Below are 14,371 nucleotides of genomic sequence, written 5' to 3' on the forward strand. Positions count from 1 at the left end.
GCCCTCACCGAAGTGTCACCGAACGCACGTTCAGGTCACGGAGGCGTCACAATAGCAGCAAACGGGTGAGCAGGGGTACTCCGAACGGCCAGATACCGGCGGGTAACGGACACTCCCAGTGGGCCCTTCCCGTGTCCACTGTAGACCGATTAACGGCGTTCACCAGGCATAGCGGCGATCGAGCCGGTCAACGTGATCGACAGGCGAGGTATGCGGGCTCCGCGGGCGTCCGTCGGTGAAGGCGAACTCTGAACAGAGCAATAACGGCACAAAGGGCATAGCGGACACGCTAAGGGTGGTCACGATCCGTAGCGGGCGAGGAGTTCCGCGCCCAGCCGGGCCAGTTCGGCTTTCACCGACTCCGGGCCTTCCACCTCGACGAGCGCGCCCCACCCCGCGAGCTCCTGCGCGATCATCACCGGCGCCGGCGCGGCCACCCGCGCCCGGACCCGATCCCCGGGCAGCTCGGCGACCAGCTCGCAGTGCCGCCCGAACCGCCCCCGCAGCACGGGGAAGTGCCGCCGGTCGAGCACCACGTCGGCGCTGAGCAGCGACCGGCGCTTCTCCACCTCCTCGACGACCTCCTGCCACACCGCCGCCAGCTCCAGGTCCGACGGCCGCTCCGCGGGCTCGTCGGTCACCACGGCCGAGACGATCCGGTCGACGCGGAACGTCCGCCTGCCCTTGGCCGTGCCCGCGACCAGGTACCAGAGCTCGTCCTTGTCGACCAGGCCCCACGGGTCCACGAGCCGCTCGGACTTCTCGCGCCCGGCGTACGCGAGGCGGACGCGGCGGCGCGCGATGACGGCGTCCCGCAGCCGCGAGACCATCGGCGGCCGCTCCGTGGGGCGCTCGCCCCAGCCCGCCTGGTCGACGACGATCGCGTCCGCCGCCGCTTCGGCGTCCGCCCGGAACGTGCCCGGTAGCGCGCCCAGCAGCTTCCGCAGGGCCGACTTGACCTCCGGCGCCCCCGCCGCCGCCGGGCCGGCCAGGAGGAAGAGCGCCTGGGCCTCGCCCGCGCTCAGGCCCGAGAGGTCGGTGCGTGCGCCGCCGACGAGTTGCCAGCCGCCGCCGCGGCCTGGCTGCGGGTAGACCGGCACGCCGGCCGCCGACAGGGCTTCGAGGTCGCGACGGGCCGTGGCGACGGAGATCTCCAGCTCCGATGCGAGCTCGGCGGCCGTGACGCGGCCGCGCGCCTGCATCAGCAGCAGGGTGGCCACGAGGCGGTCGGCGCGCACGAGGGAAGTGTCGCACTCGTCCCGGCGCCGGGCGGCGGGGCAGTGGGGTCCATTGTGGACTGGACGCCCGGCCGCTGCGGGAGACGTCCGCCCAGCGGCGGGCGCGGTGGGCACTCGAGGGAAAGTGCTCAGTTGGTGAGCACTTTGCCCCCGCATGATGGCTCCACACGATCGAGAGGAGCAGGACATGCTGCGAGGGATGGCCACCGTCACCTACTACGCCGAGGACCACGAGGCCGCGAAGGCCTGGTACACGGAGTTCCTGGGGGTCGAGCCGTACTACGGCGTCCCGGGGTACTTCGAGTTCCGGATCGGCGACTACCAGCACGAACTCGGCATCATCGACCGCAGGTACGCCCCGTTCGCGCACGCCGAGCCGGGCGGCGAGATCGTCCGCTGGCACGTCGACGACCTCGAAGCGACCTTCGCGCGCCTGCTCGAGCTGGGCGCCAAGGAGTACGAGCCGATCATCGAACGCGGGCCGGGTTTCGTGACGGCGTCGGTCGTCGACCCGTTCGGGAACGTCCTCGGGATCATGACGAACGTGCACTATCTCGCGGTGCTGGCGGAACGCTCATGAGCCGGTACGCCTCCTTGACGCACTTCTCGCACCGCTCGTGCCGCTCGGTCTTGCCCGCCGGATCGGTGCCGTAGAAGGGGAAGCAGCCCGCGCCGCAGCTCGCGAAGTAGATCAGGCCGAGCCGCACCTCGCCGCGCCCGACGTAGTGGGTGAGCCGGCGGCGCGGCTCCGGCCCGCATTCGGGGATCCAGCCGTGGGCGGGCAGGCGGGCGGCGGCGATCTCGTCGAGGACGCCCGCGCGGCTGATCAGATCGGCGCCGAGGCAGCTGAGCCGCTCGCCGAGGTCGCGCAGGCCGTCCGCGCGCAGGGGCGGGCCGGTCAGCCAGGCGACGTCGCCGGGGAGGGTTTCGGCGAGGTCGCGCAGACGGGTCAGGAGTGCGTGGTCCGGGTCCATGACCAGCAGCGAAACCGACGCGGATCCGCGACACCAGCCGACGGGCGCGGGAACGGAAATGTCGGACCCCGGTGACACAATGCGGTCATGGCAACACCCTTCGCGACACCCCGGGCGAGAGCGCTCGGGTTCGGGCTGCGCACCTGCCGGGAGGCGCGGACCTCGGAGTGCGGCAGCTGGCCCGGAAGATCGGCGTGCATGCGCAGGAGCTGTCCAACTGGGAGTACGGGAAGCGGATACCCAAGGTGGAGCAGGTGGCGCTGCTGATGGGGGCGCTGGTGGTGGATCCGGAGGAGCGGAAGCGGCTGCTGGAGCTGGCTCGCTCGGCGCATGAGCTGAGCTGGCTGGAGAAGGTGATGCCCGGGTTCTCGCTGAAGCCTGGCACCTATGTCCAGTACGAGCGCGAGGCGAGCGAGCTGTTCAGCTGGGAACCGGCGTTGATTCCCGGGCTGCTCCAGACCGCCGGATACGCGCGGGTCGTGCTGGCCGGGTTCGGTGTGGCCGGCGAGGAGAACGAGCGGCTGGCAAACGCCCGGCAGACTCGGCGGAGCGTGTTGGGGGCATCGCGGCGGACCCCGTTCCGGGCGATCCTCGGGGAGGCGGCGTTGCGGCCCGGGTTCATCGAGCCGCCGGTCATGGTCGAGCAGCTCCGCTTCCTGCGCGACTTGTCCCGGTGGAGCAACATTTCGCTGCGGATCCTCCGGGGTACCCCGGTATTCCACCCCGGGCTGTGCGGGCCGTTCGTGATCCTCGACTTCCTGCAGCTGCCGCCGATCGTGTTCGTCGAGCAGTATCGGTCCAGCGCCTACCTCTACGCTGACGATCAGGTGGCGGACTACCGGTCGGCCGCCAAGACCTTGGCGGCGCTTGCCCTGAGCGAGCAGGAGAGCTGCGCGTTCATCGGGGAGGTGATCGCCGAACTCGGAGGCTCGGATGGGTGAGTGGCGGACCTCCCGCTATTCAGGCGAAGACAACTGCGTGGAAGTGGCGCTCGGACCTGCGGCAAAAATCCGCGACACGAAGGACCGATCCGGCGGCACCCTCGAAATCTCCACCCGATCGTGGGATGCCCTCCTCGCCGCCCTATGTCACCCGACCACACTGGATCTTCCGAAGGTGTAGCTCTCGCACACATAGCTAGCGATCGGCGTCACGCTTACCGTTCCCGTCCATGACCAGCGATCTGGACGGGCGCACCGCCCTCGTGACCGGCGGGGCCAGCGGTATCGGCCTCGCCTGCGTCCGCGCCCTGGGTGCGGCCGGGGCCAAGGTGCACGTCGTCGACTTGGACGGAGACCGGGCCGAAGCCGCCGCCGCGGAGGTCGGGGGCTGGGCGCACGTCGCCGACCTCGCCGACCCCGCCTCGATCGGCGCGCTGCCGGCCGAGGTCGACGTCCTGGTCAACAACGCCGGGATCCAGCACGTCTCGCCCCTCGAAGACTTCCCGCCGGAGATTTTCACGCGGATCCAGGCCCTGATGGTCACGGCCCCCTTCCTCCTCATCCGGCACACGCTCCCGGCCATGTACGCCCGCGGGTGGGGCCGGATCGTCAACATGTCCAGCGTCCACGGGCTGCGCGCCTCCGCCTACAAGGCCGCGTACGTCGCCGCCAAGCACGGGCTCGAAGGCCTCTCGAAGGTCGCCGCGCTCGAAGGCGCCGAACACGGCGTCACCAGCAACTGCGTGAACCCCGGGTACGTGCGCACCGCGCTCGTCGACGGCCAGATCGACGCCCAGGCCGCCGAGCACGACATCCCGCGTGAGGACGTCGTCTCCGAGGTCCTGCTCAAGCGCGCCGCGATCAAGAAGCTCATCGAACCCGAAGACGTCGCTTCCCTGGTGGTGTGGCTGTGCTCGCCGCACGCCGGTCACATCACCGGGGCCTCGATACCCCTCGATGGCGGTTGGACCGCCGCGTAAACAACCGCTCAACCACAAGGAAGTGGAGCCCGCAGTGAGCCAACCCCACCGGTCGGCGATCGCCAAGATCGTCGGCGCGAGCCTGATCGGCACCACCATCGAGTGGTACGACTTCTTCCTCTACACCTCGGCCGCCGCCCTCGTCTTCAACAAGCTGTTCTTCCCGACGGCGAACCCGCTCACCGGCACGCTGCTGGCGTTCCTGACCTACGCCGTGGGGTTCCTCGCCCGCCCGGTCGGCGGCCTGGTCTTCGGCCACTTCGGTGACCGGCTCGGCCGGAAGAAGCTGCTGGTCGTCAGCCTCGTGCTGATGGGTGGCTCGACCTGCCTGATGGGCGTGCTGCCGACGTACGCCACCGCGGGCGTCCTGGCTCCGCTGCTGCTCACGCTGCTCCGGCTCGTCCAGGGCTTCGCGCTGGGCGGCGAGTGGGGCGGGGCCGTCCTCATCGTCTCCGAACACGGTGACGACGGCCGCCGCGGCTTCTGGGCGAGCTGGCCGCAGTGCGGCGCACCCGGCGGGAACCTGCTGGCCACCGCCGTACTGGCGATCCTCTCGGCCACCCAGTCCGATGCGACGTTCATGTCCTGGGGCTGGCGCGTTCCCTTCCTGCTCTCCGGCGTGCTGCTGCTGATCGGATTGTGGATCCGGCTGGCCGTCGCCGAGTCGCCGGTGTTCCTCGCCGCCCAGCGCCAGGCCGAGGCACGCGCCGAAAAGCACGTCCCGGTCGTCGACGTCTTCCGCAACAGCTGGCGCCAGGTGCTGATCACGATCGGCGCCCGGATGGCCGAGAACGTGTCGTACTACGTGATCACCGCGTTCATCCTGGTGTACGTCACGACCGGGCTGCACCTGCCGAAGGGCGTCGGGCTGACCGCGGTGCTCATCGGCTCGGCCGTGCACTTCGTCACCATCCCGGTGTGGGGCGCGCTGTCCGACCGCGTCGGCCGCCGTCCGGTGTATCTGTTCGGGGCGATCGGGATGGCCGTGTGGGGCTTCGCGTTCTTCGCGCTGCTCGACACGAAGTCGTCGCCGGTGATCGTGCTGGCCGCGACCGTCGGGCTGGTGCTGCACGGCGCGATGTACGGCCCGCAGGCCGCCTTCTTCGCCGAGCAGTTCCCGACCCGGGTGCGTTACACCGGCCTTTCGGTCGGCGGGCAGCTGTCGTCGATCGCCGCCGGGGCCGTCGCGCCGCTGATCGCGGTCGCGCTGTTCTCGGCCTGGCGCAGCACCGTGCCGGTGTCGCTGTACGTCGCGGCGATGTGCCTGATCACGGTGATCGCGCTGCTCGCTTCCCGCGAAACCCGCGGCGAATCGCTGCACGACGACGTCGAGGCGGAGAAGGCGGTCGTTTCGCCCTAGCATGACGGCCGTGACCGCACCCTCGGACGCCCTGCGCCGGCTGCTCGACCTGCTCGCCTCCGGGGCGAGCACCGAGCAGCTGGCGCACGTCGTCGTGGCCGCCCGCGCCGAGGGCACCCTCGACGCGGCCGACCTGGCCGCGCTGGCCAGCGCGGGTGAGCTGGCGCTGCGGATCCGCGAGACGCTGGCCGAGCACCGGCGCCGCGAAGCCCAGCTCACCGCGCTGTTCGAGACCGCGAGCGAGCTCGCCGCACTGTCCGATCCGGACACCGTGCTGCGCTCGATCGTCCGGCGGGCCCGGGCGTTGCTCGGCGTGGACGTCTCGTACCTGAGCCTCAACAACGAGGCCGAAGGCAAGACCTACATCCGGGTCAGCGACGGCTCGGTGTCGGCGGAGTTCCAGCAGATCGTGCTGGGCATGGGGGAGGGCCTCGGCGGGCTGGTCGCGCAGACCGCCCGGCCGTACGCGACGTCGGACTACTTCAACGACGACCGGTTCAAGCACACCCGGCACATCGACTCCGGCGTCGAAGACGAAGGCCTGACCGCCATCCTCGGCGTCCCGCTGGCCATCGGCCCGAAGGTGCTGGGCGTGCTGTTCGCGTCCGACCGCGCCACCCGGGAGTTCACCGCCGACGAGGTGGCGCTGCTGTCGTCGCTGGCCGACCACGCGGCGATCGCGCTGGACAGCGCGAACCTGCTCGACCAGACCCGCCGCGCCGTCGCGGAGCTCAACGAGGCCAACGCGACGATGGAACGCGCCGAGGACGCCCACGACCGGCTGACCGACCTCGTCCTGCGCGGTGGTGACCTGCCGGACGTCGCCGACGCCGTCGCCGACGTGCTGCACGGCGATCTCACGGTGTACGACGCCGACGGCACGCTGCTGGCGAGTTCGGCGGACCCGGTGGCGCTCGACCCGGACGCGCTCGCCGCGGCCCGCGCGAGCGGCCGCGCGGTGTCCACAAAGGACAATTGGGTGTGCGCGGTGCAGGCGGGCCCGGAACTGCTCGGCAGCCTGGTGCTGGCCGGCCGCGCGGGGCTGAGCGACCCCGACCGGCGGCTGTTCGAGCGCGCCGGCGTCGTGACGGCGCTGCTGCTGATGCTGCGGCGGTCGGTGGTGCGCGCCGAAGACGAGGTCCGCGGCGAGCTGCTGACCGACCTGCTCACCGCGCCCGGCCGCAACCCCCGCGCCCTGCTGGCCCGCGGCCGCCGGCTGGGCATCGACCTGTCGGCCCCGCACGCGGTCCTGGTCGCCCACGCCGACGGCGGCTCACGCCGTCGCGTGGCGAGCGCGGCCGCCCGCCACGCGACGCTGGTCGGGGTGCACGCGGAGGAGGTGGTCCTGCTCGCGACCGGCGACCCGGACGAGCTGGCCCGCCGCGTCGCGGCCGACCTCGGCTCGGCGACGGGCCGCCCGGTCACGGTGGGCGCGGCGGGCCCGGCGAGCGGCCCATCGGCGATCGCGGAGGCCCACGCGGAGGCGGCCCGCTGCGTCCGGGCGCTGCTGGCCCTCGGCCGGACGGGCGAAGGCGCGGCGATGGCCGGGCTGGGTTTCCTCGGCCAGCTCCTGGGGGACCGCGCGGACCTGGACGCGTTCGTCCGCCAGACGCTGGGACCGGTCCTGGACTACGACGAGCGCCGCGGCACCGAGCTGGTGGCGACCCTGCGGGCCTACTTCGCGAACGGCTCGCAGCTGGCGCGGACCAAGGACGTGCTGCACGTCCACGTGAACACGGTGGTGCAGCGGCTGGAACGGGTGGCGTCGCTGCTGGGGGAGGACTGGCAGGTGCCGGACCGGGCGCTGGAGATCCAGCTGGCGTTGCGGCTGCATCGGCTCGGCGCACCGCGGTGACTCCGCTTTTTGTCGGTGCTCTCCGGTAGCGTGGAAATCGGGGGGCGCCCCCGCGGGCTCGGCAAGTACCCCCGCCCGGGTCTAGCGGACCGCGGCGTGACCAGGCACCGTGGAAGCCGACGGATATCGCCCATGACGGGGGTTTCATGAAGGAATTCGAAAGCGCACTCGCGTCGGCGTTCGGGGTCGGCCCGGCCGCGGTGCCCGTGCTGGCGATCGACCAGCTCGACGGCCGGTCGGATACCGGGGCCGGTCCGGTGCCGATCTGCTACACCTGGGCGGCGGATCCGGTTCGCCCATCGGTCAGCCCCTGTCGGTGATCGAACCCGGGAATGCCGCCGGATGAACGCGGGGAAACCGCCCGACCAGCCCTATCGAATCGCTCGGCGAAGGGGCACGGTGGAAGGTGACGACACCGAAATCGAGGGGGTTTCCGTGACTGAATTCCAGCGTGCACTGACCGCCGTGTTCGAAGCCGGGCCTGCCGAGCCGCTCGAGGTGAAGATCGACCGGCTCGACGGCCGGGCCGAGCGTTCCGAGCCGGTGCCGGCGTGCGGCACCTGCTACTGCGTCGAGCCGGTGGCCGCGGCCGCCGGGTGACCGAAGCGACCCCGCCCGTCGTCGGGTTCAAGCGGCACCTCCGTGCCGAGGTGGTGCCCGGCGACGCGGTCTACGTGCTGTCCGAGGACGGTGCGACGGCGCTGCGCGGGCCGCACCTGGAGTCCCTGGTTCCGTTGCTGGACGGCACCAGGGACTTCGCGGCGCTGCGCCGGGACCTGCCGGCCGGCGTCCCGGCCGCGGAGGCGTCCGGGGTGCTGACCCGGCTCGCCGAAGCCGGGCTGATCGGCCTGCGCCCGGCGGCTTCCACGCCCGAGCTGGCCTATTGGGACGCCGTGGGCGGAGAACCACCGCGCGGCCGGGTCGCGCTGATCGGCGGGGATCCCGCGATGGCCGACGCCCTGCGCTCGGCCGGGCTCACCGTGTCCGAAGACGAAGCCGAGCTTTCCGTGGTGCTGTGCCACGACTACCTCGACGAAACACTGTCCGAAGTGGACGCCCAGCATCGCGCGTCCGGCCGTCCGTGGCTGCTCGCCAAAACCGTCGGTGCGCGCCTGTGGATCGGTCCGTTCTTCACCCCCGGCGACGGCCCCTGCCGGCACTGCCTGGCCGCTCGTCTCTGGGGGAACCGGCCCGCCGAAGCCCACGTCCGCGACGCGCTCGGCCGGTCCGGCCCGCTGCCCCGCCCGGAAGTCACCCTCACCCCGCTGACCGCCGTCGCGCTCAACCTGGTCGCGCTCGAGGCGGTCAAGTGGCTGGCCGGGCAGCGCCACCCGGGCCAGCGTGCCCTGTGGACGTTCGACAGCCGCGACCTGACCGGCGAACGGCACGAGGTGCGCGCCCGGCCGCAGTGCCCGTCGTGCGGGAACCCGGACCTGGTGCGCGAACGGACGCGCCGTCCGGTGGTGTTCGAGTCCCGGCCGAAGTCCCGCACCGACGGCGGCGGGCACCGGGTGCTGCCGCCGGAGCAGGTGCTCGACACCTACCGGCACCTGGTCAGCCCGCTGACCGGGGTGGTCAAGGAACTGCGCCGCGACACACGCGGCCCGGCTCTGTTCGCCTCGTACCGCTCCGGGCCGAACATCGCGCTGGGCCGGCGTGGCGCCGAACGGCTGACCACGGCGTTGCGCAGCCAGAACGGCGGCAAGGGCGTCACCCCGATCCAGGCCGAGGCCGGAGCGCTGTGCGAAGCCCTCGAACGGCACAGCGGCCACCACGACGGCGACGAAGAACGGGTGCGGGCCAGTTTCCGTTCGCTGGGCGACAAGGCGGTACACCCCGGCACGTGCCAGCTCTTCCACGAACGCCAGTTCGCCGACCGGGCGCGCACCAACGCGGAGCACGGGCCGTTCCAGCACGTCGCCGAGCCGTTCGACGAAGACGCCGAGCTGGACTGGACCCCCGTGTGGTCGCTCACCCGCGGCGAACACCGGCTGTTCCCGACCGCCATGCTGTACTTCGGCGCACCCGGACCGTCGTCCGTGTTCGCCGACTCGAACGGCAACGCCGCGGGCGGCACCCTGGAAGACGCCACGCTCCAGGGCATGCTCGAGGTCGTGGAACGCGACGCCGTCGCGTTGTGGTGGTACAACCGGACCCGGCAGCCGGCGGTCGACCTGGACGCGTTCGGCGACCCCTGGATCGCCGAGCTGCGCGCGGCCTACGCGGGCCTCGGCCGCGAGGTCTGGGTCCTCGACCTGACCGCCGACCTCGGCGTGCCCGTGCTGGCCGCGGTCTCCCGCCACACCGGCGGCCCGCGCGAGGCGATCATGCTGGGGTTCGGCGCGCACCTCGACCCGGCCGTCGCCGTGCGGCGCGCGCTGACCGAGCTGAACCAGATGATGCCCGCGCTCCTCGACGGGTGGGACGGCGGCGACGACCCGGACGCGGTGCGGTGGCTGCGGGACGCGACCGTCGACGGCCAGCCGTACCTGCGGCCGGACCCGGCCCTCCGCCCGGCCCGGTTCGAGGACGCCTCCTCGCCGGACCTGCTGGTGGACGTGCGGCTGGTGCAGGCCAAGCTCGAAGCCGCGGGGCTCGAGGTGTTCGTGCTCGACCAGACGCGGCCCGACATCGGCCTGCCCGTGGTCAAGGTGATCGTCCCGGGCCTGCGCGGGTTCTGGGGGCGGTTCGCGCCCGGCCGGCTCTACGACGTGCCGGTGCGGCTCGGCCGCCTGGCCGAGCCGACCGCCTACGAAGACCTCAACCCGATGCGGATCTTCCTCTAGCACTCATCACTTTGCGGCGCCCGGGGCGGAGCTCCGGATCAGCACTGCCCGTCGGCGAGGACCCAGTAGCCAGGGGACGTCTCCCGCAGGGCGTGCACGGTGAAGGTGTTCCACAGCCCCATGGCCTGGTTCGAACCGTTCGCGTACGTCTGCCCGGCGCTCTGGTGGGCGCGGCCCGCCTGGGTGTGGGCGTAGTTGCTCGCGCTCACGCAGGTGCCCGCCGGCGCGGCGGTGGTCGTGGTGGTGGTCGGGGGCACCGACGTCGGGCTCGATCCGTTGTCCAACCCGAAGAACACGCCGGTGTAATAACTCGAGCAGATCCCGGCGAGGAAGTACGCGCCGGTGCTGCCGCACTGCGTCGTGCCGGTGCCGGGGTCGACCGCCGTGCCGTGGCCCATGCCCGCGATCGAATACAGCTGCACCTTGCCGCCGTAGTTCGTCAACGTCGTGCCGCCGGGCAGGGACTGGGTGCTCGTCGGGGTCTGGGAAACGCCGTGGACCGCGGTCCACTGGTCGCGCAGCTCGGTGCCGTTGACCGGGTAGACGGTGTAGTCGGCGGTGCCCTGCCAGATCGCCACGCGCGGCCACGGCCCGCCGTAACCCGGGTACTGCGCCTTGACCTTCGACGCCCACTGGGCCGGTGTCAGCCGCTGGTCGTTCTGCTGGCAGTTCGTCGCCTCGGTGACGCTCGTCGCGCACTGGGCGGGCAGGCCGGCGTTGATCCCGCCCGCGGCGAAGACGTCCGGGTACGCCGCCAGCAGGTCGGCGGTCATGCCGCCGCCGGCCGACAACCCCGTCACGAAGACCCGCGCGCGGTCCGAGCCGTGGTCGGCGATCGCCTTGTCCACCATGGACCTGATCGACGCGGCTTCGCCGTTGCCGCGGGTGTCGTCGGCGGTGGAGAACCAGTTGAAGCACTTCAGCGAGTTGTTCGCGGTCGACTGCTGCGGGAACACGACCTCGAACCGCCAGCGGTCGGCCAGCTCGGGCCAGCCGGAGTGGGCGTAGTAGTCCGCCGCGCTCTGGGTGCAGCCGTGCAGTGCGACGACCACCGGACGGCCGGTCTCGAGCCCGGCCGGGGTGTAGGTGTACATCGCCAGCGCGCCGGGGTTGGCGCCGAAGGACGGGACCTGGACGAGGGACGACGGCGGCGGATCGGCGGCGGCCACGCCGACCGTGGTGAGCACGGCGGCGGTGATCGCGGCGAGTCCCGCGAAGGCGAGCTTGCGCATGGTGGGTTCCTTCTCGTCGTTGAGAGGGCTTTCAGCGACGCTAAGACGCCGCCGCGGTCGGAGACCATGTGGCCGTCCACCACATCGGCTCGCCCGTTCATGGTGACCGGCGGGATGGCTCTCGCGGGCCGCACGAGGTTGGGTTCCGGGGTATCGGACGAGGCGGAGGTGAACCGTGCGGGGTTGGCTGGCTTGGGTTCTGGCGGGCACGCTCGCGGCGGCGCTGCCCGCGACGGCGTCGGCTTCGGCCGGGCGCTGCGCGGTGGACGTGCCCGGCGCGCAACAGCAGGTCGCCGTGTGTCTGGACGACCTGACGACGACCGGGACGCTCGCGTCCGGTCACACCGTCGAGGCCGACTGGGCGGGCCTGACCTCGGCGGGGCTGCCCGGCTTCGGCGCGGTGCCCGGCGTCCAGGTCGACGGCTACTTCCCGGACTCCTCGACGGCGAACACCAACCACGGCTGGAACCACGACGCGCAGTTCGTGCTGCGCCTGCCGGACCGGTGGAACGGCGGCCTGGTCGTTTCCGGTTCGCCCGGTGTCCGGCGCCAGTACGCGAACGACCGCGCGATCGGCGACCAGGCGCTGGCCGAGGGCTACGCCTTCGCGGCGACCGACAAGGGCAACACGGGCGCGGCGTTCTTCACCGACGGCGTCCGGCCGGGGGACGCGCTGGCCGAGTGGAACTCCCGCGTCACGCAGCTGACGCTCGCCGCCCGGGCCGCCGCGGCCCGGCACTACGGCCGTCCGGTCGCGAAGACCCTGGCGGCCGGGCTGTCCAACGGCGGGTACCTCGTGCGGTGGCAGCTGGAGAACCGGCCGTGGCTCTACGACGGCGGCGTCGACTGGGAGGGAACGCTGTGGCGGGCCGACGGCCCGAACCTGCTCACGTTCCTGCCGCCGGCCCTGCGCGCCTACCCGGCGTACGCGGCGGGATCCGCGGCGGCGCACCAGTCCATATTGGACGCCGGATTCGCGCCGGGGTCGGAATTCCTGTGGGACTACCACTACCGCGTCTACTGGGACCTGACCCAGCGGATCTACCGCGAGGAGCTCGACCCGTCGTTCGACGGCTCGCTCGCGGGTGGCACCCCGTTCTGCGCCAGTGGGACGCCGGCCTGTGACGCCGACTACGCGTATACCTCCCGGCCGCCGTCCGTGGCGCGGGCGGTCGAGCGGATCTCGCTGACCGGCCGGATCGGCAAGCCGCTGCTGACGCTGCACGGCACGCTCGACACGCTGCTGCCGATCACCCGCGACTCCGACGTCTACGACCGGATGATCCGCGACTCGAAGCGGGAGGCGCTGCACCGGTACTACCGGATCGAGGGCGGCAACCACGTCGACGGGCTCGTCGACGCCTACCCGGACCGGCTGCGCCCGCTGGGGCCGTGCTTCCGGACGGCGTTCGACGCCCTCGCCGGCTGGCTGCGCGGCACGCGTCCCCCGGCCTCGGCGACGATCGCCCGCCCCGCCGGGGCGACCCCGGCGGAACTGGCGACGGCGTGCGACCTGGTCAGTCGCCCTTGACGAGGTGGTCGGCCGGTTCCCGGCGACGTCGGCGCCCCGCATTTCCGCTGTTTGCCGACATGGCGTACACGAATCGCACGGATATGCGGTGAACCGGATCGAGCCCGCGTCCGTATCACTGAGTGAGGCATGCGGGAGTGTCGACCGTCATTGATGATGGGCGCCGGGGGCCGCGAAAATTCGTTGACGTCGAATATCCAGGTGTCGGCCATGCTGCGGAAGAACCGTCCGTCCGGAAGTGAACGTCATGCTCCTACCTGTGCCCGGGGCCGCCTGATGGCCGTCGACCTGCCGGGTCTCGCGATCGTCGCCGGGGCGCTGCTGCCGGCCTTCGCCGCGGCGGCCTGGGCGATCACCCTGGAACGGCGGCACCGCCGTCCCCCGGCCACCCCGGAGCCGGAACCGGACTTCACCGTGGCCGGCATCCAGTCCCGGCTGCGTCGGGAGCTGGTCACGCGGCGGCTGGCCGAAGCGGGCACGGTGGCCCTGCCGACGTTGCCGATCCCCGCGCAGACCCGCCGCGAACCCGCACTGGTGAGGCTGCCCTCACGCGTGGCCGGTGTCCTGCCCGCGCCACACCCGGCGACCGCGGGCGCCCCGGCGCCGCGGTTCGCCTTCGCGCCGCCCGACACGGACCTGATGCGCCGCATCCTGGACGGCCTGCGCAAGCTGGACTAGGCACCTCACGGCGCGGTCAGCGGCTCCTCCCCGTACGCCCGGTGCAGCAGGGCCAGGAAGGACGGCGCCTCGGGCAGCTCCACGGAACCGATCCGCCGCACCGCCACCCCCGGCGTCCAGGAGTTCATGACCGCGCCCCCGGCCAGGGCCGGCAGGTCGGCTTCGGTGATCTCCCGGACGTGCTGGGCCACCCCGAGGCGGTCGAGCTGCCGGGCCACGATGCCCATCGTCGTCCCGCGCAGCATCGGGGCCTCGGGCCACACCACGGCCGTGCCGTCCCAGAACGCGAGGTTCCAGATGGTGGCTTCGCTGAACCGGCCCCGCCGGTCGACGAACGCCGCGTCGTCGGCGCCCCCGGCGAGCGCCTGGCGGAACAGGTACGTCTTGGCCGGTTCGCCGACGTGCTTCACGGCCGGGAGGAACCGTTCGTGCTCGCTGATCGCCAGCGTCAGCGGGCCGGCCGGCCCGGTGGCCGGTGGCCCGGTGCGGACCAGCACGTCCGGCTCGGCTCCGGGCTGCCCGGCGGGCGAGGACACGGTCGCGGTCAGGGAGACGTCCTCGGGGCCGGCGGCCAGCGCCGTGCGCAGGAAGGACTGCACCCGGTCGTCGGGCAGCGCCCGGCCGAACAGCTCCACCGAGGCCGACCGCAGCCGGTCCAGGTGCAGGTCGAGGCCGCGCACCCGGCCGCCGCGCACCTGCATGGCGGTGAAGTGGGCGTAGCCCGCGAACGCGAGCGGGGTCAGTTCCTCGGCCGTCGCCGGCCGCCCGTTCCGGTGTGCCACGTAGAAGGACATAC

General features: G+C 72.4%; 15 protein-coding genes. 11 read left to right on the forward strand and 4 right to left on the reverse strand.

Translation table 11 applies throughout. The annotated features are described in order from the left end of the window. Positions 1–299 precede the first annotated feature (299 nt). Positions 300–1,238, reverse strand: coding sequence for a helix-turn-helix transcriptional regulator (locus DV20_RS00375; protein ID WP_043775088.1), 939 nt, complete (start codon positions 1,236–1,238; stop codon positions 300–302). A 187-nt stretch (positions 1,239–1,425) separates the two neighbouring features. On the opposite strand from DV20_RS00375, the gene DV20_RS00380 reads away from it, so the two are divergent. Then, complete coding sequence (locus DV20_RS00380) at positions 1,426–1,818, forward strand: VOC family protein (RefSeq protein ID WP_043775091.1); 393 nt, start codon at positions 1,426–1,428, stop codon at positions 1,816–1,818. Here DV20_RS00380 and DV20_RS00385 read toward each other — a convergent pair. After that, complete coding sequence (locus DV20_RS00385) at positions 1,772–2,212, reverse strand: DarP family protein (RefSeq protein WP_043775328.1); 441 nt, start codon at positions 2,210–2,212, stop codon at positions 1,772–1,774. The two genes, DV20_RS00380 and DV20_RS00385, sit on opposite strands and share 47 nt — an antisense overlap. Positions 2,213–2,379: 167 nt before the next feature. On the opposite strand from DV20_RS00385, the gene DV20_RS00390 reads away from it, so the two are divergent. The 8 genes from DV20_RS00390 to DV20_RS00415 all read left to right on the forward strand — a co-directional run bounded on the left by DV20_RS00390 (position 2,380) and on the right by DV20_RS00415 (position 10,134). Beyond that, the gene (locus DV20_RS00390; protein ID WP_043775094.1) at positions 2,380–3,153 is read left to right on the forward strand and encodes a helix-turn-helix domain-containing protein; all 774 of its coding nucleotides are present in this window, start codon (positions 2,380–2,382) and stop codon (positions 3,151–3,153) included. Next, a complete protein-coding gene (locus tag DV20_RS43545; RefSeq protein WP_084093250.1) occupies positions 3,146–3,334 on the forward strand; it encodes a DUF397 domain-containing protein in 189 nt (62 codons plus the stop codon). The genes DV20_RS00390 and DV20_RS43545 overlap by 8 nt, the downstream gene beginning before the upstream one ends. Before the next feature lie 49 nt (positions 3,335–3,383). Continuing rightward, complete coding sequence (locus DV20_RS00395) at positions 3,384–4,133, forward strand: 3-hydroxybutyrate dehydrogenase (protein ID WP_043775098.1); 750 nt, start codon at positions 3,384–3,386, stop codon at positions 4,131–4,133. 34 nt (positions 4,134–4,167) lie between these two features. Next, a complete protein-coding gene (locus tag DV20_RS00400; protein WP_043775101.1) occupies positions 4,168–5,493 on the forward strand; it encodes an MFS transporter in 1,326 nt (441 codons plus the stop codon). A gap of 1 nt (position 5,494) precedes the next feature. Continuing rightward, entirely contained in the window at positions 5,495–7,348 is a 1,854-nt protein-coding gene (locus DV20_RS00405; protein ID WP_043775104.1) for a helix-turn-helix domain-containing protein, read from the forward strand. 146 nt (positions 7,349–7,494) lie between these two features. Further along, positions 7,495–7,668 (forward strand): hypothetical protein, encoded by a 174-nt coding sequence (locus tag DV20_RS45380; RefSeq protein WP_160169688.1) that lies wholly within the window; start codon positions 7,495–7,497, stop codon positions 7,666–7,668. A gap of 115 nt (positions 7,669–7,783) precedes the next feature. Continuing rightward, positions 7,784–7,948, forward strand: a complete 165-nt coding sequence (locus tag DV20_RS45385; protein WP_160169689.1) for a hypothetical protein — start codon at positions 7,784–7,786, stop codon at positions 7,946–7,948. Next, positions 7,945–10,134: a TOMM precursor leader peptide-binding protein gene (locus DV20_RS00415; protein WP_043775107.1), complete on the forward strand. Its 2,190-nt coding sequence runs from the start codon at positions 7,945–7,947 to the stop codon at positions 10,132–10,134. Before DV20_RS45385 ends, DV20_RS00415 begins: the two co-directional genes overlap by 4 nt. Positions 10,135–10,172: 38 nt before the next feature. Here DV20_RS00415 and DV20_RS00420 read toward each other — a convergent pair whose 3' ends face one another. After that, entirely contained in the window at positions 10,173–11,366 is a 1,194-nt protein-coding gene (locus DV20_RS00420; protein ID WP_043775110.1) for an extracellular catalytic domain type 1 short-chain-length polyhydroxyalkanoate depolymerase, read from the reverse strand. 175 nt (positions 11,367–11,541) lie between these two features. Here DV20_RS00420 and DV20_RS00425 point away from each other — a divergent pair, with 175 nt between their 5' ends. Together DV20_RS00425 and DV20_RS00430 are read left to right on the forward strand one after the other, a co-directional pair. Beyond that, entirely contained in the window at positions 11,542–12,897 is a 1,356-nt protein-coding gene (locus DV20_RS00425; protein ID WP_200876326.1) for a 3-hydroxybutyrate oligomer hydrolase family protein, read from the forward strand. A gap of 276 nt (positions 12,898–13,173) precedes the next feature. Next, entirely contained in the window at positions 13,174–13,575 is a 402-nt protein-coding gene (locus DV20_RS00430; protein ID WP_043775112.1) for a hypothetical protein, read from the forward strand. Positions 13,576–13,580: 5 nt separating this feature from the next. Here the strand turns inward: DV20_RS00430 and DV20_RS00435 are convergent, their stop codons facing one another. Beyond that, positions 13,581–14,369, reverse strand: a complete 789-nt coding sequence (locus tag DV20_RS00435; protein ID WP_043775114.1) for an aminotransferase class IV family protein — start codon at positions 14,367–14,369, stop codon at positions 13,581–13,583. Positions 14,370–14,371: the final 2 nt, after the last annotated feature.

Origin of the sequence: Amycolatopsis rifamycinica (assembly GCF_000695625.1) — a bacterium.
GTDB classification, from domain to species: Bacteria; Actinomycetota; Actinomycetes; order Mycobacteriales; family Pseudonocardiaceae; genus Amycolatopsis; species Amycolatopsis rifamycinica.

What these genes read in the sequence shown, in the direction of transcription:
- DV20_RS43545 (WP_084093250.1), top strand. Translation starts at nt 3,146, where the DNA reads ATGGGTGAGTGGCGGACCTCCCGCTATTCAGGCGAAGACAACTGCGTG.
- DV20_RS00380 (WP_043775091.1), top strand. Translation starts at nt 1,426, where the DNA reads ATGCTGCGAGGGATGGCCACCGTCACCTACTACGCCGAGGACCACGAG.
- DV20_RS00420 (WP_043775110.1), bottom strand. Translation starts at nt 11,366, where the DNA reads ATGCGCAAGCTCGCCTTCGCGGGACTCGCCGCGATCACCGCCGCCGTG.
- DV20_RS00435 (WP_043775114.1), bottom strand. Translation starts at nt 14,369, where the DNA reads ATGTCCTTCTACGTGGCACACCGGAACGGGCGGCCGGCGACGGCCGAG.
- DV20_RS45380 (WP_160169688.1), top strand. Translation starts at nt 7,495, where the DNA reads ATGAAGGAATTCGAAAGCGCACTCGCGTCGGCGTTCGGGGTCGGCCCG.
- DV20_RS00385 (WP_043775328.1), bottom strand. Translation starts at nt 2,212, where the DNA reads ATGGACCCGGACCACGCACTCCTGACCCGTCTGCGCGACCTCGCCGAA.
- DV20_RS00430 (WP_043775112.1), top strand. Translation starts at nt 13,174, where the DNA reads ATGGCCGTCGACCTGCCGGGTCTCGCGATCGTCGCCGGGGCGCTGCTG.
- DV20_RS00395 (WP_043775098.1), top strand. Translation starts at nt 3,384, where the DNA reads ATGACCAGCGATCTGGACGGGCGCACCGCCCTCGTGACCGGCGGGGCC.
- DV20_RS00405 (WP_043775104.1), top strand. Translation starts at nt 5,495, where the DNA reads ATGACGGCCGTGACCGCACCCTCGGACGCCCTGCGCCGGCTGCTCGAC.